General features: G+C 67.2%; 16 protein-coding genes. 11 read left to right on the top strand and 5 right to left on the bottom strand.

The window, feature by feature from the left end:
* Positions 1 to 85 precede the first annotated feature (85 nt).
* Entirely contained in the window at positions 86 to 910 is an 825-nt protein-coding gene (locus NRY95_13395; protein ID UYC14731.1) for an amidohydrolase, read from the top strand.
* 367 nt (positions 911 to 1,277) lie between these two features.
* Here NRY95_13395 and NRY95_13390 read toward each other — a convergent pair whose 3' ends face one another.
* On the bottom strand, positions 1,278 to 2,075 hold the full coding sequence (locus NRY95_13390; GenBank protein UYC14730.1) for a glutaminyl-peptide cyclotransferase: 798 nt from the start codon (positions 2,073 to 2,075) through the stop codon (positions 1,278 to 1,280).
* Positions 2,076 to 2,237: 162 nt separating this feature from the next.
* On the opposite strand from NRY95_13390, the gene NRY95_13385 reads away from it, so the two are divergent.
* Entirely contained in the window at positions 2,238 to 2,675 is a 438-nt protein-coding gene (locus NRY95_13385) for a hypothetical protein (GenBank protein ID UYC14729.1), read from the top strand.
* 223 nt (positions 2,676 to 2,898) lie between these two features.
* On the opposite strand, the gene NRY95_13380 is transcribed toward NRY95_13385, so the two are convergent.
* The 4 genes from NRY95_13380 to NRY95_13365 all read right to left on the bottom strand — a co-directional run bounded on the left by NRY95_13380 (position 2,899) and on the right by NRY95_13365 (position 7,617).
* Positions 2,899 to 3,591, bottom strand: a complete 693-nt coding sequence (locus NRY95_13380; protein UYC14728.1) for a hypothetical protein — start codon at positions 3,589 to 3,591, stop codon at positions 2,899 to 2,901.
* A gap of 475 nt (positions 3,592 to 4,066) precedes the next feature.
* A complete protein-coding gene (locus NRY95_13375; protein UYC14727.1) occupies positions 4,067 to 5,632 on the bottom strand; it encodes an rRNA pseudouridine synthase in 1,566 nt (521 codons plus the stop codon).
* The gene (scpB, locus tag NRY95_13370) at positions 5,625 to 6,656 is read right to left on the bottom strand and encodes an SMC-Scp complex subunit ScpB (protein ID UYC14726.1); all 1,032 of its coding nucleotides are present in this window, start codon (positions 6,654 to 6,656) and stop codon (positions 5,625 to 5,627) included. Before scpB ends, NRY95_13375 begins: the two co-directional genes overlap by 8 nt.
* Positions 6,657 to 6,678: 22 nt before the next feature.
* Positions 6,679 to 7,617, bottom strand: a complete 939-nt coding sequence (locus tag NRY95_13365; GenBank protein ID UYC14725.1) for a segregation/condensation protein A — start codon at positions 7,615 to 7,617, stop codon at positions 6,679 to 6,681.
* Positions 7,618 to 7,988: 371 nt separating this feature from the next.
* Between NRY95_13365 and NRY95_13360 the strand changes: the two genes are divergently transcribed.
* The 9 genes from NRY95_13360 (at position 7,989) to NRY95_13320 (ending at position 20,998) form a co-directional block, all read left to right on the top strand.
* Positions 7,989 to 8,288, top strand: coding sequence for a YciI family protein (locus NRY95_13360; protein UYC14724.1), 300 nt, complete (start codon positions 7,989 to 7,991; stop codon positions 8,286 to 8,288).
* 11 nt (positions 8,289 to 8,299) lie between these two features.
* Positions 8,300 to 8,584, top strand: coding sequence for a BolA family transcriptional regulator (locus NRY95_13355; protein UYC18587.1), 285 nt, complete (start codon positions 8,300 to 8,302; stop codon positions 8,582 to 8,584).
* Positions 8,585 to 8,832: 248 nt separating this feature from the next.
* Entirely contained in the window at positions 8,833 to 9,852 is a 1,020-nt protein-coding gene (locus tag NRY95_13350; GenBank protein UYC14723.1) for a LacI family transcriptional regulator, read from the top strand.
* Positions 9,853 to 9,970: 118 nt separating this feature from the next.
* Positions 9,971 to 12,937 carry a TonB-dependent receptor gene (locus NRY95_13345; protein ID UYC14722.1) on the top strand — a complete coding sequence of 989 codons (2,967 nt, stop codon included), beginning with the start codon at positions 9,971 to 9,973 and terminating at the stop codon, positions 12,935 to 12,937.
* A 338-nt stretch (positions 12,938 to 13,275) separates the two neighbouring features.
* Positions 13,276 to 16,248 carry a TonB-dependent receptor gene (locus tag NRY95_13340; GenBank protein ID UYC14721.1) on the top strand — a complete coding sequence of 991 codons (2,973 nt, stop codon included), beginning with the start codon at positions 13,276 to 13,278 and terminating at the stop codon, positions 16,246 to 16,248.
* A gap of 106 nt (positions 16,249 to 16,354) precedes the next feature.
* Positions 16,355 to 17,977: a hypothetical protein gene (locus NRY95_13335; GenBank protein UYC14720.1), complete on the top strand. Its 1,623-nt coding sequence runs from the start codon at positions 16,355 to 16,357 to the stop codon at positions 17,975 to 17,977.
* Between the two features lie 38 nt (positions 17,978 to 18,015).
* Entirely contained in the window at positions 18,016 to 19,287 is a 1,272-nt protein-coding gene (locus NRY95_13330; protein UYC18586.1) for a sugar ABC transporter substrate-binding protein, read from the top strand.
* Complete coding sequence (locus NRY95_13325) at positions 19,284 to 20,165, top strand: sugar ABC transporter permease (protein UYC14719.1); 882 nt, start codon at positions 19,284 to 19,286, stop codon at positions 20,163 to 20,165. Before NRY95_13330 ends, NRY95_13325 begins: the two co-directional genes overlap by 4 nt.
* Positions 20,162 to 20,998, top strand: a complete 837-nt coding sequence (locus NRY95_13320; GenBank protein ID UYC14718.1) for a carbohydrate ABC transporter permease — start codon at positions 20,162 to 20,164, stop codon at positions 20,996 to 20,998. The genes NRY95_13325 and NRY95_13320 overlap by 4 nt, the downstream gene beginning before the upstream one ends.
* Positions 20,999 to 21,468 lie beyond the last annotated feature (470 nt).

Below are 21,468 nucleotides of genomic sequence, written 5' to 3'. Positions count from 1 at the left end.
CCCGAATCGGCGACCCCCGCTTTTACGAGTCCCCAGTCCCCAGTCCCCAGTCCCGAGTCCCGCCCCCTCCGAACCGGACACCCCCATGCACCCCAACCCCGATCTACGCATCTCCCTGATCCAAGGCGACACCCGCTGGCACGATCCGGCCGGCAATCGCGCGCACTACGCCGAGTTGCTGGCGCCGCTGGCCGGGGCGACCGATCTGGTGATCCTGCCGGAAACCTTCACCAGCGGTTTCTCCAACGAGGCGCTGGACCAGGCCGAGGGCATGGACGGGCCGACCGTGGCCTGGATCCGCGAGCAGGCGGCGCGGCTGGGCGCGGCGGTGACCGGCAGCGTGCAGTTGCGCGTGCCCGGCGAGGACGGCGCCGCAAAGGTGTTCAACCGCCTGCTGTGGGCCACGCCCGACGGCGCACTGCAGCACTACGACAAGCGCCACCTGTTCCGCTACGCCAACGAGCACCAGCGCTATGCTGCCGGGCGCGAGCGGCTGTGCGTGGACTGGAAGGGCTGGCGGATCAATCCGCAGGTCTGCTACGACCTGCGCTTCCCGGTGTTCTGCCGCAACCGCTACGACGTCGAGCGCCCGGGCCAGCTCGACTTCGACCTGCAGATCTTCGTCGCCAACTGGCCGTCGGCGCGCGCCTATCCGTGGCGCACGCTGCTGCGCGCGCGCGCGATCGAGAACCTGTGCTTCGTGGCCGCGGTCAACCGCGTCGGCGAGGACGGCAACGGCCTGCACTATGCCGGCGACAGCGCGGTGATCGACTTCCTCGGCCAGCCGCAGCTGGAGATCCGCGAGCGCGAGCAGGTGGCCACCACCACGATCTCGGCGACGGCGCTGGCCGCGCACCGCGCGCGCTTCCCGGCGATGCTCGACGCCGACACCTTCACGCTGGGCGATTAGAGTGCGGCCTGCGCCAGTACCCTCATTCGGCCTGTGCGCCACGGAAGAAGGAAGCGATGCGGCCCGCGTCAGCCCCTCTCCCGCCGGGAGAGGGTTGGGGTGAGGGTACGGCGCGAAGCGTCTCGCGGAATCAGGTGCACGCGCGTCGCCCGCACCCGCGTCTGGCCCTACGCGCCACCTTCCGCCTAAAAAGGGACCATGGTCGCAACTGGCGCAGGAGTCTCGGCTTCGCCGGCGGCATGGCGCATGTGCCGCCGCCGCCATCCGTTCTCTTGCTTGCGCAAACGGCGCCGCCGGCGGACCAGGGCGGTGCCGGTCCTCGTCGATGCGCGCATCGGCCTGTGCCAGCGCCGCTGCCGCAAGCGCCTCAGTTGCCCTTGGCGTCCGCGTGCGGCAACGCTGCCAGGCGGATTTCGTACAGCTTCGGCCAGCGTTTGCCGGTGACGAACAGACGGTCGTGTTCGGCGTCGTAGGCGATGCCGTTGAGCACGTCGTTGCCTGGATCGGTCAGCGTCTCGGCGGCCGGCACCAGCGCTTGCAGGTCGATCCAGGCGATCACCTTGCCGCTGGCCGGATCGATTCGTGCGATGCGCGAGGTCAGCCAGACGTTCGCCAACAGGTCGCCCTTCACCCATTCCAGTTCGTTGAGATTGTCCAGCGGCTTGCCGCGCGCGCTGACCTGGATGCTGCCGACCTGCTGCAGCGTCTGCGGATCGAGGCGGCGGATGCTGGCGGTGCCATCGCTCATGTACAGGCTGCTGCCGTCGCTGGTCAGCGCCCAGCCCTCACCGGCGTAGGCGAAGCGGGTTCGCAGGGCGAGCGTGGACAGGTCGTAGACGAAGCCCTGCTGGTTGCGCCAGGTCAGTTGGATCAGCCGGTCGTGCCAGGCCACGATGCCTTCGCCGTAGTACGGGGGCGGCGTATCGACCTGCTGCAGCACGCGCCCGCTGTCCAGGGCGACCTTGCGCACGCCGGAATGGCCGAGTTCGCCGGTGCTTTCGTACAGGTGTCCGTGCAGATAGAGCAGGCCCTCGGTGAAGGCGCCAGTGTCGTGCGGATAGGTGCGCACGACCGTATAGCCCTGGATCGGAATCGCCTCGGCGGCGCTGCACAGCGAGGGGAACAGGAGGGCGGCAAGCAGCAGGGGGGAGGCGATGCGCGACATGGCGCGATCATCCCACGCCGGGGCCGCGACGTCAGGGCCGAACGCGGCGGCGGCAAGCGGAAATGCTTGCTGAACGGGCGCAGCGGCTGCGTTGGCGGCTTGTCGCGGCCGCTACATCGGCGCTGCTACGCTCGCGCCATGTCCACCACCGGGAATGCTCACATGATCAAGTCGCTCTCTCTGTTCGCGCTGCTGGGCGCCGCCACGCTCGCACCGCAGGCCCAGGCCGCAGGCAACATCGACTGCAAACTGTCGTTCAACCTGTCGGGCTGGTCGGTGTTCTACAAGACCGCCAGCGGCACCGGCACCATCCGTTGCGACGACGGTGCGGTGATTCCGGTCAAGATCAGCAGCAAGGGCGGCGGCCTGACGGTCGGCAAGTCGAAGATCGTCGGCGGCCGCGGCACGTTCACCGGCGCCTACAGCCTCAATGATTTGTTCGGCACCTACGCCGCCGCTGAAGCGCATGCCGGCATGGTCAAATCCAGCACCGCGCAGGTCGTCACCAAGGGCGATATTTCGCTGGCCCTGGCCGGCACGGGCGAGGGCGTCGATCTTGGGGTCAACGTCGGCAATTTCGTGATCGAGCGTCGCAAGTAAGCCGCAGCATCCGGCACTGAGGACGCGGCACGCGCGGTGCAGGCGGTTCCGGACGCGGGCAGCCTGGCCGAAAAAAGCGCATCCCGCCTGGGGTGGCTGGTGCCCGGCGCCGTCGATGTCTTCTTGCCTGCATCGACGGCGGCGCTGCGAACCGTGGCGTCCGCAACCACGCCGGCGAAGCCGGTCTCCTTGAAGAGGCCTGCTTCGCCGGCGCTTTGGCGACTCACTGCTGCGCGAACACCCAGGCCAGCTGGCCGCGGACCGGTTCCTTGGCGGCCAGGGCCTGCTTGTACAGCGTACGCGCGGCCCAGCATGCATCCTCGTCGCTGGCCTGCGCCATCTGCGGCAGCACCTTGACCAGGCGCTGCTGCTGGTCGGAGGGCAGGGCGGCGATCAGGCTGGTCATCGCCGCTTCCACATCGGCCGGGGCCACCGTCTGCGGCGGCGTATTGCTCAATTGCGCGTCGGTCGCCTTGAGCGAAATATCGAACCATTGATCGATCTGCGCCGGCGGCAGCGTCTCCAGACCCTGCAGCATCGCCGCGCTCATCGCCTGCGCATCGTTCGGATTGCCGCCGCGGGCCAGCAGCGCGCACTTGGGCACATCCACTTTTTCGCTGACCGCGGCGAGGATCTGCAGGCGCTGTTCCAGCGCGGCGTGGTCCAGCCGGGTGACGCCCTTCTGTGCCAGCTCGAAGCCGGCGCGCTGCGCCTGCGCCTTGTCGCCCTGCTTGAGCAGGGCGACATAGCGCGGGTCGTTGACCAGCTTGCGCAGCATGCGGTCGAACGGCGCGTGCAGCGGCGAACTCTTGGGGTAGGGGTTCTGCGCGGCGGCGACTTCTTCCTGCACCTTCTTGCACGCGCCCAGGCTCAGTACGGCGGCGATCAACAGGGGCAGCAGTATCTTCCGTGACATGGGAAATCCTGATTGGTGAATGCGCCGCCGGGGAGCGGCAGCAAGGCCGCCTAGGATATCGGCTTCGCGCGCCGCGCGCATGGCGCACGCGCTGCGCCGGCGTCGAGCCGCCGTGTCGGAAGGTCGCATTTCTCACCGGGATTGCAGTTCAGGCCTGCATAACGCCGCGTGGCGTACATGCGGTTCGTCGATCGCCTCCTGCGTGGCGCAGGCTTCCTCGAACAGCGCGCCACCATTTCGCCACAGCGCGCTGGAGCCAATGGGGGGCGATGGCCGGCGCGTGATCCTTGATCGCCGCCGTGGCGGGCGATTCGATCTACGCATGCGGCGTGCCTGCGTCAAGCCGGCCGCACCGAGCGCAATGCCCAGGCGCACGCCGGATGCCGGAATTGCATCCAGCAAAAAGGGCGCCGCATGCGCAGGCGCCCTTCGTCGTGGCGGCGTGGCCGGCACTCGCGTGCCGGCCGCGCGGTGCTCAGCCGCCGCCGCGCGGACCGCGGTTGCCGCCGCCGCCGGGACGGCCGCCGCCACCCGGACGTCCGCCGCCGGGGCGATTGCCGGCCGGGCGACCAGCGGGACCGCCCGGGCCGCGCTTCTGCCCGTCGGCGCGCGGGCCGGCCGGACGCGCAGAGCGCGGTGCCGCGCCGTACGGGCTGAAGCCGGGGTTGGCATGGTCGGACGGGAAGCTGGGCGCATTGCCCGGGTGCCCGTACGGGTGCGCCTTGCGCTGGCCCTGGCCCTGGCCGCCGCGGCCCTGGCCTGCGCCCTGGCCGGCACCGGCGCCGGCGGGGCGCGGCTTGCCATAGGGACGACCCTGGCCTTGCCCCTGGCCCGGACCACGGGCAGCGGCGGGACCGGCATTGCGGTGGCCGGTCGGACCGGTGCTGACGCCGTCGGGCACGTACCAGGTGCGGAACGCGGCGGGGTTGCCGTCCGGCAGCGGCTTGGGCCCCTTCGGGGTGCGCTGCTTGAACGGCTTCTGCGCCTGCTGGGCGGCCATCTCGCCGCTGACGGTCAGCCCGCCGTGCGGCTTCTTGCCGCCGCGGCCGCGGCCGCGGTCCTCGCGGAAGTTGTCGAAGCGGCGCAGCTCGCGGCCTTCGTCGGCGACGTTGTGGCCGTTGACGTAGGCGTTGCCGCCGCGGCCGACCTGCACGGTGGCCTTGGCCGCCTTGCGCTGGCCGATCACCGGCTGCAGGGTCAGCGCCGACGGGGTGCCTTCTTCCAGCTTCAGTTCGGCGCGCAGCGCCTCGACCTTGTCCTGCGCCAGTTCCAGCGACTGTCCGCGCAGCAGTTCGCGCGGCAGCCCGACCTTGCCGTAGCGGGTGCGCTTGAGGCGGCTGACCTGGCAGCCCTGCGATTCCCACAGCCGGCGCACTTCGCGGTTGCGGCCTTCCTTGACCACCACCCGAAACCAGTCGTGCGAATCGGTGCCGCCGATGCGTTCGATCTCGTCGAACTTGGCGCCGCCGTCTTCCAGCAGCACGCCGCGCGAGAGGCGCTCGACCATGCTGTCGGGCACCTTGTCCTCGCCTTCCGGGGCGCGCACGCGCACCACGTACTCGCGCTCGATCTCGTAGGACGGATGCATCATCGCGTTGGCCATCTCGCCATCGGTGGTCAGCAGCAGCAGGCCGGTGGTGTTGATGTCCAGGCGGCCGATCGCGATCCAGCGCGCGCCCTTCAGGGCCGGCAGCGCCTCGAAGATGGTCGGGCGGCCTTCGGGATCTTCGCGCGTGGTCACTTCGCCTTCGGGCTTGTTGTAGATCAGCACGCGCGCCGGCTCGGTCAGCGCGCTGGCGACGAAGCTGCGGCCGTCCAGCTCGATCCTGTCGCCGCTCTTGACCGACATGCCGGTCTGCGCGACCTCGCCGTTGACCTTGACCAGGCCGTCGGCGATGCGCTGCTCCAGCGCGCGGCGCGACCCCAGGCCGGCCTGCGCCAGGACCTTGTGCAGGCGTTCTTCCAGTTTCGGCTGCTCGCCGGCGGCATCGCGCTTGAGCGAGAGCTTGTTCAACGACAGCTTGCGGGAGGTGTCACTCATTTACTTGGCTCCGGCCGGCGCGGGCTGCGTCGGCCTGTGGTTCGGAATCGGCATCGTCAACAGCCACGGTCGTCGTCGCGACGGCGTTGTCTTCGGCTTCGTTCGCATCCGCCGCGCGCTCGCCCGGCGCGGCTTCGGGTTCGCCCGTCGGGGCGGTGTCGGGAGACGAGGCATCCGCCGTGGCGGCGTCTGCATCGGTATCGCGTTCGGTATCGGTATCGCTGTGTGCGGCGGCCGTGTCGTCGGCCGCGTGGGAATCGGCTGCGCTGTCGGCTTCGGCCCGTGCTGCGCCCGGATCCGGTGCAGTATCCGGATCGGATGTGGCGCCGTTGTCTTCGTCGCTCGCCTCGGCGGGCGGCGCGTCGGCTGCCGAGGCATCCGCTGCCGACTTGGCCGCGTCGGCATCCGCATCGGTGTCGGCATCGGCCGCTCCGGCCTGGGCCATGTCGCCGACCGGCAGGGTGTCGCGGTCCAGCTGCAGCTGCGGTTCCAGTTCGCCGATGTCCTTCAGTTCCGACAGCGGCGGCAGTTCGTCCAGGCGCTTGAGCCCGAAGTAGTCGAGGAAGCCCTTGGTGGTGCCGAACAGCGCCGGCTTGCCGGGCACGTCGCGGTGGCCGACCACGCGGATCCACTCGCGCTCCTCCAGCGCCTGGATGATGTTGCTGCTGACCGCCACGCCGCGCACCTGCTCGATCTCGCCGCGGGTGATCGGCTGGCGGTAGGCGATCAGCGCCAGGGTCTCCAGCGTGGCGCGGGTGTAGCGGGTCTTGCGCTCGGTCCACAGCCGCGCCACCCACGGGTGCACCTCGCTGTTGACCTGGTAGCGGAAGCCGGAGGCCACTTCCACCAGTTCCACGCCGCGCCCGGCGCAGGCCTCGCGCAACTGCTCCAGCGCCCGCTCGATGCTGCCCGGCGGCGCCGGCTCGTCCTCGGGGAACAGGCCGTGCAGCTGGGCCAGCGGCAGCGGTTGGTTGGCGGCGAGCAGGGCGGCCTCGACGATGCGGTTGATCAGCGCTTGATCCATGCGGAAGGGGGTCTTCGAAAACTCAGGTAGGGTCGTTGGCGGCGTCGGTATCGTCGAACTCGCTGTTGAACTGCAGCGGTTCGTTGGTGTTGCCCAGCGCCAGCGACTTGACGTAGATCGGCGCCAGCGGCAGCCGTTCGCCGTTGCGAACGACCTGGTCCATCGGCTCCTGGACGATGTCCAGTAGCTGCTCCTTGGCCAGTTCCAGCAAGGCCAGGAAGGTGACCAGCACGCCCAGCTTGCCTTCCTCGGCGCTGAACAGCGATTCGAAACGGTAGAAGCGGCCGTCGTCCAGGCGGCTCAGCACATCGCCCATCCGCTGCCGCACGCTCAGCGCCTCGCGCTTGATCGCGTGGCCGCTGAACAGCTCGGCGCGCTTGAGCACGTCGTACAGCGCCAGCAGCATCTCCTTCAGCTCCACCGGCGGCGGCAGCTTCACCGTGGCGCGGTCGGGCACATGCGCCTGCACCGGCGTGGTGTCGCGGTCCTGCCGCGGCAGCGCGTCGATGTCCTCGGCGGCCTGCTTGAAGCGTTCGTACTCCTGCAAGCGGCGCACCAGTTCGGCGCGCGGATCGGCTTCCTCGCCTTCCTGCGCCGGCGGCCGCGGCAGCAGCATCCGCGACTTGATCTCGGCCAGGATCGCGGCCATCACCAGGTATTCGGCCGCCAGTTCGAAGCGCAGCTCCTGCATCACGTTGATGTAGTCCACGTACTGCCGGGTGATCTCGGCGACGGGGATGTCCAGGATGTCCAGGTTCTGCCGGCGGATCAGGTACAGCAGCAGGTCCAGCGGGCCTTCGAACGCATCCAGGATGACTTCCAGCGCATCCGGCGGGATGTACAGGTCCTGCGGGATCTGCAGGACCGGCTGCCCATGCACCACCGCCAGCGGCATTTCCTGCTGCTGTGGCGCGGTCGGCTGGATTGGCGGGTTCGCGTCGAGCGCGAGTTCGGAGGTCATCGGTTGGACGTCAGGTACATCAGGTGTTGCGGTAGCGAAGGGCCGGGCAGGGGCGATCCGGCTCGGGGCCTTGCCAGCAGTACTGCAGTTCACGTCGCGTCATCCCCGCAACGCGATCCACACTTCAACAGGACACAAGGCGTACGCCGCACGAGTCGCGGCGACGGAACAGCTTGAGGAGGACGTCTGCGCGGGCGGTGTCAGGCAGCGAATCGGTCGTCGGAAGGGGCTGGGGAGCCGATCACCGACGGGCCGCTGCATCCGGCCGCGTGCAATGGAACCAAGGGTAATGCGCCAGCCGGGTCGGTGTCCAGCGCCGTGGCGCTAGAATTGTGCGGGGTTCATATGCGAAACGCAGGACGGGTGGCGGGATGTGGTACGTGATCGAGGGATACGACGGCGCCGATGCGCTGCCGCGACGGGCGGCGGCGCGGCCGGCGCACCTGGCCCGGCTGGAGGCATTGCAGCAGGCCGGCCGCCTGCTGCTGGCCGGGCCGTGCCCGGCGATCGACGCCGAGGACCCGGGTCCGGCCGGCTTCAGCGGCAGCCTGGTGGTGGCCGGGTTCGACTCGCTGGCGCAGGCCCAGGCCTGGGCGCAGGCCGATCCGTACGTGGCTGCGGGCGTCTACGCGCGGGTCGAGGTGCGGCCGTTCCGGAAGACCTTGCCGTGAGCGGGCCTGCCGTGAGCGAGACGGCCGCGGGCCGGGTCGAGCGCATCCGCGCCGCGTTGCAGGCGGCGTTCGCGCCGCAGGCGCTGGAGGTCGAGGACGACAGCCATCGCCATGCCGGCCACGCCGGTGCGCGCGACGGGCGCGGCCATTTCAATGTGCGCATCGTCAGTGCCGCCTTCGCCGGCATGGCGCCGCTGGCCCGGCACCGCGCGGTCTATGCCGCGCTTGGCGAGATGATGCAGACCGACATCCATGCGCTGTCGATCCGCGCCGAAGCGCCGCGCGACGTTGCCTGATGCGTTGCGCATGCCGATCGTCGCGAACCGCGCGGCATGCCGCGCAAGCGCAGCGGCAGCGCCGGAAAAAGCGGAATCCAGGTGGCTATTATGCTGCGGCGCGTCATGATTCTGGCGATTTTGCGATCGATCAAGTATCTGAATTGAAAGGGTTTTATTGAAAAAATAACAAAAGGCTTCTGCCTCGTCCTGAAAACGATTACAGTCCGCGCCAGTTTCTCAATGTCTCGGCCGCGGAGGGCGGCACGATGGCCAAGAGCGCGGTCACAATCAAAGATGTCGCACGCGAGGCCCGGGTATCGGTGGCCACGGTGTCGCGTGCGCTCAACGGCCACGAGAACGTCGCCGAGCCGGTACGCAAGCTGGTGCTGGAAGTGGCCGAGCGGCTGCGCTACAGCCCGCACGCGGCCGCGCGCAGCCTCAGCAGCCGCCGCACCCAGACCCTGGGCGTGGTGCTGCCGGACCTGTACGGCGAATTCTTCTCCGAGCTGATCCGCGGCATCGACGGCGCCGCGCGCGCGCGCCGCCAGCATCTGCTGGTGTCCAGCTACCACGGTGATCCGGAAGAGCAGGGCCGCGCGCTGCGCGCGATGCGCGGGCGCGTGGACGGCCTGCTGGTGCTGTCGCCGTACGCCGAGCGTCCCGGCTTCCTCACCGACAACCTGCCGCAGGCGTTGCCGACGGTGCTGATCAATACCTATCTGCCCGGCGCCGAGTATCCGGTACTGAGCATCGACGACCATGCCGGCGCGATGGCGATGACCGAGCACCTGCTGGCGATGGGCCATCGCCGCATCGCCTTCGTCGGCGGCCCGGACCTGAACTTCGACGCGCGCGAACGCCTGCGCGGGTTCCGCGACGCGATCGCCGCGCATCCGGGCCAGGCGCAGGGCCAGGAGTTTCCCGGACAGTTCGACGAAGCCTCGGGCCATCGTGCCGGGCAGGCGATGCTGCAGTCGGGCACGCTGCCCGATGCGGTGTTCGCCGCCAACGACATGACCGCGCTCGGTTGCCTGTACGCCTTCGCCCAGGCCGGCGTGCGCGTGCCCGACGATATCGCCCTGGCCGGTTTCGACGACATCCCGCTGGCGCGCTTCGTTCACCCGTCTCTCACCACCATGCAGGTGAGTATCGCCGGCCTCGGCGAGCAGGCGATGCGGCGCCTGTTGCAGTTGATCGATCAACCGGGAAGCGACGAGGGGCTGCGGCAGACGCTGACGCCGCTGCTCGTCGTGCGCGATTCCAGTCGCAACGTCATGAAGAAATAGGAGGAGCAACGTCGCCGACGCCGCTGTCGCCATGCTGTTTTCAGCGCTTCACTTGCTGCACTTTTTTCCTTGTTTACGCAGTCGCTGCAACAACTAAGAACCAACCTGGAGGGTTTTCATGCATCAACGTACTCAGACCGTGGCTAGGCCTGCGCGCAAGCTCCTCACCTGTGCGCTGGCCAGCTGCCTGCTGCTGAGCGCCGCACCGGCGTTCGCACAGAGCACCGCCGCCACGATCCGTGGGCAGGTCGCGCTGGAGTCGGCGCCGGCGGCGCAAGCGCAGGTCACCGCGACCAACCTGGCGACCGGTCTGTCGCGCACCGTGCAGGTCAACAACGGCAGCTATGCGGTCGGCGGCCTGCCGCCGGGTTCGTACCGCATCGAGCTGACCGCCAATGGCCAGACCACCTCGCAGAACGTCACCGTGCAGGTCGGCCAGACCGCGACGCTGAACCTCGGCGGCGCCGCACCGGCCGCCAGCGCCGGCGCCGAAGGCGCCACCACGCTTGACGCGGTGCAGGTCACCGCGCCGCCGGTGCTGGTGGAGACGCGCACCTCCGAGAACGCCACCTACATCTCCAACGTGCAGATCGAGAAGCTGCCGCAGGCCACGCGCAACTTCCTCGAGCTGGCCGACAGCGTGCCGAGCGTGCAGTTCCAGCGCGACGCCAAGGGCAACACCACGGTGCGCTCCGGCGCGACCTCGGCCAACGGCACCAACGTCTACATCGACGGCATCAGCCAGAAGAACTACGTGCTGACCGGCGGCGTCAGCGGCCAGGATTCCAGCCGCGGCAATCCGTTCCCGCAGTCGGCGATCGGCGAATACAAGGTCATCACCTCCAACTACAAGGCCGAGTTCGACCAGGTCAGCAGCGCGGCGATCGTCGCCTCGACCAAGTCCGGCGGCAACGATTTCCACGGCAGCTTCTTCTGGGACACCACCAACGACGACTGGCGCGCCGAGAGCCCGCTGGAACGCGAGGCCGGCAAGCGCGACGATTTCTCCGAAACCCAGTACGGCGCGACCTTCAGCGGCCCGATCCTGCAGGACCGCGCGCACTTCTTCATCGCCTACGAGGCCAAGGAATACACCACGCCCAACACGGTGATCCCGGGCGGCATCTATGCCGACCGCGTCGATCAGCTGCCGGGCGACCTGCAGCCGCTGGTCACCACCTACAGCACTCCGTTCAAGGAAGACCTGTATTTCGGCAAGATCGACTGGACCATCGGCGACAACAGCCTGTTCGAACTGAGCGGAAAATACCGCAAGGAAGACGAGCTGTCGGACATCGGCGACACCACCACCTACCAGCACGGCAGCACCAACGGCCAGGAAGAGAAGCGCGCCAACCTGCGCTGGCAGTACACCGGCGCCGCGTTCCTCAACGATCTGAACCTGAGCTACGAAAGCGCGTACTGGACCCAGGATCCGCTGACCAACGGCAGCGGCTACGTGCTGTCGTACGTGCCGCAGGCCGGCAGCGAGACCACCATCCTGACCGCCGGCGCCGGCAGCAGCTACCAGAACAAGGGCCAGAAAGGCTGGACCCTGCAGGACGACCTGACCTTGAACAGCATGGACTGGCACGGCAGCCATACGGTCAAGATGGGCTTCAAGTACAAGGACATCGAGCTGGATTCGACCCAGATCAATCCGGCCAATCCGCAGTACTACTACAACATCCTGACCGATACCGACACGCCGTACCGGGTGCGCTGGGGCGATACCAGCGGCGGTTCGGTGGTGTCCAAGAACAAGCAATACGGCGTCTATCTGCAGGACGACTGGGAGGTCAACGAGCACCTGACGCTCAACCTGGGCGTGCGCTACGACTACGAGAAGACCCCCTCGTTCCTCGACTTCGTGACCCCGGCCGACGTCGCCAGCGCGCTGCAGAACTGGAGCAACCTGGACAACGCCAACTACGACATCTCCAGCTACATCAGCAACGGCCACAACCGCAAGGCGTTCAAGGATGCGTGGCAGCCGCGGCTGGGCTTCTCCTACGACCTGTTCGGCGACCAGGCGCACGTGATCTACGGCGGCGCCGGCCGCGCCTACGACCGCAACATCTTCGACTACCTGGCGCTGGAGCAGCTCAACAACAGCTTCAAGTCGTACAGCTATTACTTCAGCAGCGCCAACAACGCCTGCCTGGGCGATCCGTGCGTGCCCTGGAACGAGAGCTACGCGACCCAGGCCGGCCTGGACACGCTGGCGTCGAACACCACCGGTGGCGGCGGCCGCGAGATCTACCTGATCGACAACAACATCAAGGTGCCGTACTCCGACCAGTTCAGTCTCGGCATGCGCAACATGGTGCATCTGTGGGGCAACGACTGGTACACCGACGTGACCCTGAGCCGGATCGTGAGCAAGGACGGCTTCGTGTTCCTGCGCGGCAACCGCCGTGCCGACGGCTCGTTCTTCCTGCCGGGGACCACCTCCGGCGTGCCGACCGATTCGCCGAACGGCTACAGCGCGATCGTGCTGGGCACCAATGGCCTGGAAACGCGCAACAACCAGCTGGCGCTGAAGCTGGACAAGCCGTACGACAAGGAATCGGGCTGGGGCCTGACCGTGGCCTACACGTTCTCCGATGCCAAGGAAAACCGCCAGTACGGCGAGCACTACGCGCTGGATCAGGCGTCGATGGCCGGCTACGGCTGGCGCGAGGCCGGCGGCATTGCCAAGAACCGTCTGGTGGTGACCGGCATCTACGAGCTGCCGTACGCCATCACCCTGTCCGGCAAGCTGTCGCTGGCCAGCCAGACCCCGCGCTACGGCACCAACTGCCTGGCCGGCAACGACCAGTGCTATATCATCCAATACAAGCCGGATTCGACCCTGGGCTACAAGGAATTCAGCCTGGCGGCGAACAAGGAATGGGATACCGGCGCAGGCATCAAGTTCAATGTGCGGGCCGACGTCATCAACCTGTTCAACTGGACCAACTACGCCGACTACAACACCGACACCGGGACCTACGACGACCTCAACACGGCGTACGGCACCGCGAACGGCGTGCTGGCGTCGCCGATGCGCACGTTCAAGCTGTCGTTCGGCCTGAACTGGTAAGTCCTGCTGCCGTGGCGCCCGAACCTGTTCGGGAGCCGCGGCGGTTGCAGGGATATGTTCGCGTGATCTAAGCGATTGGCGGGGCGCGCATGCTGTCGAAACAGCGCGTTGTCGTACGCACGGCGCTGGCGCAGCGCGAACAGGCGCTGCGGCAACCCGAGTGCGGCGTCGCGGCGTGTTGTCGGAATACCGGTGGAAACGTAGGAAAAGCATGGGCCGCGCAACGTCGTCGCTGCCCGTGTCGCTGTCGATAATGCGTCATTTGTTGGATTTCTTTCTCACATTCGGCCAATTCGCTATTCCTGCAACCAGAACATGAAGAACCCCGGGAGGGTTTCATGAAAAACCACATCCAATCGACGTACCGGCCGCAACGCAGCGCACTTGCCTGCGCCTTGGCCGGCTGTTTGCTGCTTGCCGCCGCGCCGGTGCTCGCGCAGAGCACCGCGGCCACCATCCGCGGCCAGGTGACGGTCGATGCCGCCGCTGCCGGCAGCGCCAAGGTGACCGCGACCAACCTGGCGACCGGCTTCAGCCGCAGCGTCCAGACCAGCGCATCGGGCAGCTATTCGGTGGCGGGCCTGCCGCCGGGCACCTACCGGGTCGACGTGCAGTCCGGCGACAGCACCAGCAGCCAGACCATCACCGTGCAGGTCGGCCAGGCGGCGACGCTGAATCTGGCCGCCGGTGGCCCCGGCACTGCCGCTGGCGGCGCCACGACCCTGGACACCGTGCAGGTCACCGCGCCGCTGGCGGTGGAAACCAAGACCTCCGAGGTGGCCACCTACGTCACCACGCGCCAGATCGAGGCCTTGCCGCAGAGCTCGCGCAACTTCCTGGCCTTCGCCGACACCGTGCCCGGCATGGTGTTCGAGACCAGCCCCAGCGACGGCTCGACCAAGCTGCAGTCAGGCGCGCAGAGCGCGAACAACATCAATGTGTTCATCGATGGCGTCGGTCAGAAGAACTACGTGTTGGCCGGCGGCATCACCGGGCAGGACTCCAGCCGCGGCAATCCGTTCCCGCAGCTGGCGATCGGCGAATACAAGGTCATCACTTCCAACTACAAGGCCGAGTACGACCAGCTCAGCAGTGCGGCGGTGTCGGCGGTGACCAGGTCCGGCGGCAACGATTTCCACGGCAGCTTCTTCTGGGACTACAGCAATTCCGATTGGCGCGCGGCGCGCGAGTCGGAGAAGGAGCAGGGCAGCAAGGACCGCTCCAAGGACGAGCAGTACGGTTTCTCGTTCGGCGGCCCGATCGTCAAGGACGTGGCGCATTTCTTCGTGACCTACGAGGGCAAGGACTATTCCGCGCCGCAGGACGTGTATCCGGGCCAGGGCTATACCGTGGCCGAACTGCCTGCGTCGGTGCAGTCGGCGGTGCGCAACAGCAGCGTGCCGTTCCACGAGGACCTGTACTTTGGCAAGATCGACTGGTCGGTCGATGAGAACAATCTGCTGGAGCTCACCGCCAAGCGTCGCGAGGAAACCGGCCTGGGCAACGTCGGCGCGCAGAACACCGAGTCCTACGCCACCGAAAGCAAGGTGGACGAGACGCGGATCGACCTGCGCTGGCAGCTGACCATGGGCGACTGGCTCAACGATGCGCACCTGACCTACGAGAAGGCGTTCTGGTCGCTGGAGCCGAAGAACTTCGGCGACGGCTACGTGCTGACCGATGGCGCGGACAACAACGGCAACGTGATCCTGGCCACCGGCGCCGGTTCGGGCGGCTACCAGCACAAGGGCCAGAAGGGCCACTCCTTCCAGGACGACCTGACCTTCTCCGGCTGGGAGGGCCACACCCTCAAGATGGGCGTGAAGTACAAGCAGGTCGAGCTGACCACGCTCGAGCAGCAGCCGTACAACCCGCAGTACTACTACGACATCAACGACAGCACCACGGTGCCGTACTACATCAGCTTCGCCTCCGGCCTCACCGGCACCAGCCAGGGGACGTTGACCTCCAAGAACAAGCAGTTCGGCATCTACTTCCAGGACGACTGGGAGGCCACCGAGCGGCTCACCCTGAACCTGGGCCTGCGCTGGGACTACGAGAAGTCGCCGAGCTATCTGAACTACGTGACCGATCCTGCGGTGGTCGCCGCGCTCTACAGCCAGGATCCGAATGCGGCCACCACGCAGACCTATGCGCAGACGCTGGCGCTGGGCGGCATCGATATCTCCAAGTACATCAGTAACGGCAGCAACCGGCATGCGTTCAAGGATGCCTGGCAGCCGCGGCTGGGCTTCTCCTACGACCTGACCGGCGATCAGACTCACGTGCTGTTCGGCGGTGCCGGGCGCTCCTACGACCGCAACCTGTTCGACTACCTGGCGCTGGAGCAGACCAAGGCCACCTACGGCAGCTATGGCTATTCGATCAACACCGCCGCGCATCCGTGCACGGTGGGAACCGGCAACTGCCTGGAGTGGAGCGACGCGCTGTTGCAGCAATCCACCCTCGATGCGCTGGTGGCGAGCAACTCGGCCACCGGCCGCGAGGTCGATCTGCTGGCCAACAAGCTCAAGGTGCCGTATTCGGACCAGTTCAGCCTGGGTATCCGCGACACGTTCCAGATGCTGGGCTACGGATGGAACAGTTCGGTAACGCTGCAGCGTGTCGTCTCAAAGGACGGTTTCGTGTTCCTGCTGGGCAACCGCCGGCCGGACGGCAGCTTCTTCGAGGCAGGCACCATCTCCGGCTCGCCGTGGGACTACGGCGTGCCGGGCTACGGTTCGCTGATCCTGGGCACCAACGGCCTGGAGACCCGCAACAACTCGCTGCTGCTGAGCCTGGAGAAGCCGTACACGTCCGAGTCGCCGTGGAGCATCAACTTCGCCTACACCTACAGCAACGCCAAGGAGAACCGCCAGTTCGGCGAGCACTATGCGCTGGACTACGCCACGCTCGCCGATTACGGCTGGTTCACTTCCGGCGGCGTCGCGCGGCACCGCCTGGTGGTCAGCGGCGTCGCCGACGGTCCCTGGGACACCACGTTCTCCGGCAAGCTGACGCTGTCCACGCCGGAGTACTACTACACCACCTATTGCCCGTCGGACGGGCAGTGCCGCATCCGCCAGTTCCATCCCGACACCACGCTGGGCATCAAGCAGCTGGACCTGGCGGCGCAGAAGGTGTGGGACACCGGGTCCAACGTCAAGCTGAAGATGCGCCTGGATGTGCTGAACGTCTTCAACTGGAAGAACTACGACTCGTACAGCGTCGATTGGGACAGCGGGACCTATACCGGCTACGACCAGTACGCGACCCGTACCGCGAAGCTGTCGCTGGGGCTGGACTGGTAAAGGCTTTGCCGCGGCCACCCCGGAACGTTTAGGGTGGTCGCGGCGAGGTGGGAAGTAGGATAATTTCACACATGCATGTAAACGATTTCACAGGGGTGTCGAAGGCATGAAACTGGGCAGCGTCGCACGCTCACCATTGGTCCTGCTGCTGGCGGCGGCAGCGCTGCTGGCATCCTGCAAGAAAACCGAGGAGCCCTCCGTAGCGGACAAGAAGCCGGTAAAAGTGATCCTGATCGAAGCCGAACTCCCCCCCAAGCTGGTCAAACCCGAATTGCCGCCGCTGTTCGACGACATCGAACGGCGCACCTTCCAGTTCTTCTGGGACACCACCAACGAGCAGAACGGCCTGGCGGTGGACCGCTACCCGTCGCGCCCGTTCGCCAGCATCGCCTCGATCGGGTTTGCGCTCACCGTCTATCCGATCGGTTACGAGAACGGCTGGATCAGCCGCGAGCAGGCGGTGCAGCGCACGCTGACCACGCTGCGCTTCCTGCGCGACGTGCCGGTCGGTCCGCAGCGCAGCGGCCGCGCCGGCTACAAGGGCTTCTACTACCACTTCCTGGACATGCAGAAAGGCCTGCGCTACGACCAGTGGGTGGAGCTGTCGAGCGTGGACACCGCGCTGCTGATGATGGGCGTGCTGTTCGCGCAGTCCTACTACGAAGGCGACAGCGCCGACGAGAAGGAGATCCGCCAGATCGCCGACACGCTGTACCGCCGCGTGGACTGGAAGTGGATGCAGCAGCGCACGCCGCTGATCACGATGGGCTGGTACCCCGAGCGCGGCTTCATCCAGCACGACTGGATGGGCTACAACGAAGGCATGATGGTCTACCTGCTGGCGCTGGGCTCGCCGACCCATCCGGTGGAACCCGATGCGTGGCAGGAGTGGACGCGCACCTACAACAAGGACTGGGGCGTGTACTACGGCCAGGAATACCTGGCGTTCGGGCCGTTGTTCGCGCACCAGTACAACCACGTCTGGATCGACTTCCGCGACATCCAGGACCAGTACATGCGCGAGCACGGCATCGACTACTTCCTCAACAGCCGCCGCGCCACGCTCGCGCAGCGCGAGTACGCCATCGACAACCCGATGAAGTGGAAGGAGTACGGCGAGAACGTGTGGGGCCTGACCGCCAGCGACGGCCCGCAGAACACCACCCAGGACTACCGCGGCGAACAGCGCCAGTTCTTCCACTACCGCACCCGCGGCGCCGGTTTGTTCGAGGCCTTCGACGACGGCACCATCGCGCCGACCGCGGCGGTGTCCTCGATCGTGTTCGCGCCGGAAGTGGTGATCCCGGCCACCCAGGAGATGCACAAGCGCTTCGGCGACTACATCTATTCCAGCTACGGCTTCCTGGATTCGTTCAATCCCAGCTTCAACTACGATATCCCGCTCAAGACCGGGCGCATGCTGCCCAACCGCGGCTGGGTCGCCGGCGACTACATCGGCATCGACCAGGGCGCGATCGTCACCATGATCGCCAACTACCGCAACGAGTTCGTCTGGAACGTGATGAAGAAGAACAAGTACCTGCGCACCGGCCTGGAACGCGCCGGTTTCAGCGGCGGCTGGCTGACCCCGGAGGGCGAGACCCAGCCGTTGCCGAAGAAGGACGAGCAGGCGGCCACGGCCCGGGCGCTGGGCATCGCCGAGTCGCGCGCCGCATCCGCCGAAGCGCAGCCCAATCCCGCGCAGCGCCAGCCGCAGAATCCGCAATGAGCGGCTTGCGGACGATGCGCCGGTACGTGACGCTGGGCATGCTGGTGCTGGCCGTGTGCGGTTGCGCGCGCGCGCCGCAGGGCGAGGTGGTGCGGTTCTGGGCGATGGGCCGCGAGGCCGAGGTGGTGGCCGAGCTGATCCCGGAGTTCGAGAAGGAGAATCCCGGCATCCACGTGGACATCCAGAACATCCCGTGGACCGCCGCGCACGAAAAGTTGCTGACCGCGTTCGCCGCCGACGGGTTGCCGGACGTGTGCCAGCTCGGCAATACCTGGATCCCCGAATTCGCCGCGCTGGACACGCTGCAGCCGCTGCAGCCCTACGTGGACACCTCCAAGGTGGTCGATCCGAAGGACTACTTCGCCGGCATCTGGGACACCAGCGTCATCGACGGCCAGCTGTACGGGGTGCCGTGGTACGTGGATACGCGCCTGCTGTTCTACCGCAAGGACATGCTGAAAGAGGCCGGCGTGGACAAGCTGCCGCAGACCTGGGCCGAGTGGGAGCAGGCCATGGCCGCGGTGAAGAAGCACGTGGGGCCGAAGCGCTACGCGATCCTGATGCCGATCAACGAATTCGAGCAGCAGCTGTCGCTGGGCCTGCAGCTGGACGATCCGCTGCTGCGCGACCACAACAACTACGGCAACTTCCGCAGCCCCGGCTTCCGCAAGGCGCTGGGCTTCTACGCCAACATGTTCGAACAGGGCTGGGCGCCGAAGATGTCCGAGACCCAGATCTCCAACGTGTGGGACGAATTCTTCAACGGCTTCTACGCGTTCTACATTTCCGGACCGTGGAATATCCGCGAGTTCCGCAAGCTGGAGCCGGCGGCGCTGAAAGGGCAGTGGGGCACGATGCCGCTGCCGGGCACGAGCGGCCCGGGCGCCGGCATCGCCGGCGGCACCAGCCTGGTGATCTTCCGCAAGTCGCAGCAGAAGGACGCGGCGTGGAAGCTGATCGAGTTCCTGTCGCGGCCGCAGACCCAGGCGCGGTTCCACGCGCTGATCGGCGACATGCCTCCGCGGCGCAGCACCTGGGAATACCCGTCGCTGGCCAACGATCCGCTGGCGCACGCGTTCCGCGACCAGTTGGAGCGGGTCAAGCCGGCGCCGAAGGTGCTGGAGTGGGAGCGCATCGTGCAGGAAATGCGGCTGGTCACCGAGCGCGTGGTGCGCGGCGGCGAAAGCCAGGAGAAGGCGGTGCAGGACCTGGACAAGCGCGTGGACGAAATCCTGGAGAAGCGGCGCTGGATCTACCAGCAGCAGCATCCGCAGGCAGCGGCCGCAGCGGCTGCGGGAGCGGCGCCATGAAGCGCGGTTCCCTGGCCGGCTGGCTGTTCGCCGGGCCGGCGCTGATCGTGATCGGCGTGTTCTTCGGCCTGCCGGTGCTGTCGGCGCTGGCGCTGAGCGTCACCGACTTCGACCTGTACGCGCTGGCCGACAGCAACCACCTGCGCTTCGTCGGCTTCGGCAACTACATCGAGTTGCTGCAGACGCAGATGTTCTGGAAGTCGCTGTGGAACACCACCTACTTCGTCATCGTCGGCGTGCCGTTGTCGATCGGCGCCTCGCTGGGCGCGGCGCTGCTGCTCAATGCGCCGGTGGCGCGGTTCAAGCCGCTGTTCCGCACCGCGCTGTTCGCGCCGGTGGTGACCACGCTGGTGGCGGTGGCGGTGATCTGGCGCTACCTGTTCCACACCAGCTACGGCCTGGTCAACTACGGCCTGAGCCATCTGGGCATCGGCCCGATCGACTGGCTCGGCGACCCGCACTGGGCGATGCCGACGATCATGCTGTTCGCGGTGTGGAAGAACTTCGGCTACAACATGGTGATCTTCCTCGCCGGCCTGCAGGGCATCCCGCAGGACCTGTACGAGGCCGCGCGCATCGACGGCGCGTCGAAGTGGCGGCAGTTCCTGCACATCACCCTGCCGATGCTGGGGCCGGTGCTGCTGGTGGTCGGGGTGATCACCGTGTCCGGCTATTTCCAGCTGTTCGCCGAACCCTACGTGATGACCCGCGGCGACCCGCTGCAGAGCACGGTCAGCGTGCTGTACTTCATGTTCGAGGAAGGCTTCAAGTGGTGGAACCTCGGCCGCGCGTCGGCGGTGGCGTTCCTGCTGTTCCTGATCATCCTGGGAGTGACCTCCGTGATGCTGCGCTTCGGCCGCAAGAAGGACCTGGTATGAGCCGCGAAATCGGCGCGTCGCGCTGGAACACGCTGCTGGTCAACGGCGGGCTGCTGGTGCTGGCGCTGATCAGCCTGGCGCCGCTGCTGTGGATGCTGTCGGTGTCGTTCATGCCGGCCGGGCAGGCGAGCCGCTTCCCGCCGCCGCTGCTGCCGACCGGCCCGACCCTGGCCAACTACGGCGAGCTGTTCTCGCGCACCGGCATGGCGCGCAACTTCGCCAACAGCCTGCTGGTGTCGTGCGCGATCACGCTCGGCTCGCTGCTGGTCAACACCATGGCCGGCTATGCGTTCGCCAAGCTGCGCTTCGTCGGCAAGGAGCGGATCTTCCAGGTGCTGCTGGCGGCGCTGGTGATCCCGGCGCAGGTGGCGATGCTGCCGCTGTTCCTGCTGATGAAGCAGCTGCACCTGGTCAACAACTTCGGCGGGGTGGTGGTGCCGGCGCTGGCGACGGTGTTCGGCATCTTCCTGGTGCGCCAGTACGCGCGCTCGATCCCGGACGAACTGCTGGAGGCCGCGCGCATCGACGGTGCCGGCGAACTGCGCATCTTCTTCCAGATCGTGCTGCCGATGCTCAAGCCGGTGCTGGTCACGCTGACCATCTTCACCTTCATGGCCGCGTGGAACGACTTCATGTGGCCGCTGATCGTGCTGACCGACCAGGAGCACTACACCTTGCCGGTGGCGCTGGCGGCGCTGTCGCGCGAGCACATCATGGACGTGGAGATGATGATGGCCGGCGCGGTGGTGACGGTGATCCCGGTGCTGGCGCTGTTCCTGGCGCTGCAGCGCTACTACATCCAGGGCCTGTTGCTGGGAAGCGTGAAGGGGTGAGGCGCAACGCTTGCGCGCCACTGGCGCGCGTTGCGCCGAACGCCTGGCCATGGATGGCCAGGCCGGGTTGTCTGGAGCCGATCCGTTGCGCCATGGATGGCATGGGAAAGATGCGAGTGCGGCGACGCGCTTGCGAGCCACTGGCTCGCGCGTTCCCGAACGCCCGGCCATGGATGGCCGGGCCGGACGTTCTGGAGTGCGAGTGTCACGCCATGGATGGCAGCGGTTCTGCCGATCATGGAGCGCCACTGGCGCGCGTTGCGCCGAACGCCCGGCCATGGATGGCCAGGCCGGCGTAGCCGGAGCCGGTATGCTGCGCCATGGACGGCATGGGGAATGCACGAGTGTGGGAACGCGCTTGCGTCGCTCGGCGCTGAACTGCCGGCCATGCTGAGGATGTAGCTGTAGGAGGGGCTTCAGCCCCGACGCCGTGCCGGTCACGCGTCGGGGTTGAACCCCTCCTGCAAAAA

The sequence above is a fragment of the Xanthomonas campestris pv. phormiicola genome (assembly GCA_025666215.1).
Lineage (GTDB): Bacteria > Pseudomonadota > Gammaproteobacteria > Xanthomonadales > Xanthomonadaceae > Xanthomonas_A > Xanthomonas_A campestris_A.
The sequence above is the reverse complement of the archived record's forward strand: the minus strand, read 5'-3'. Positions and strand labels throughout refer to the sequence as shown.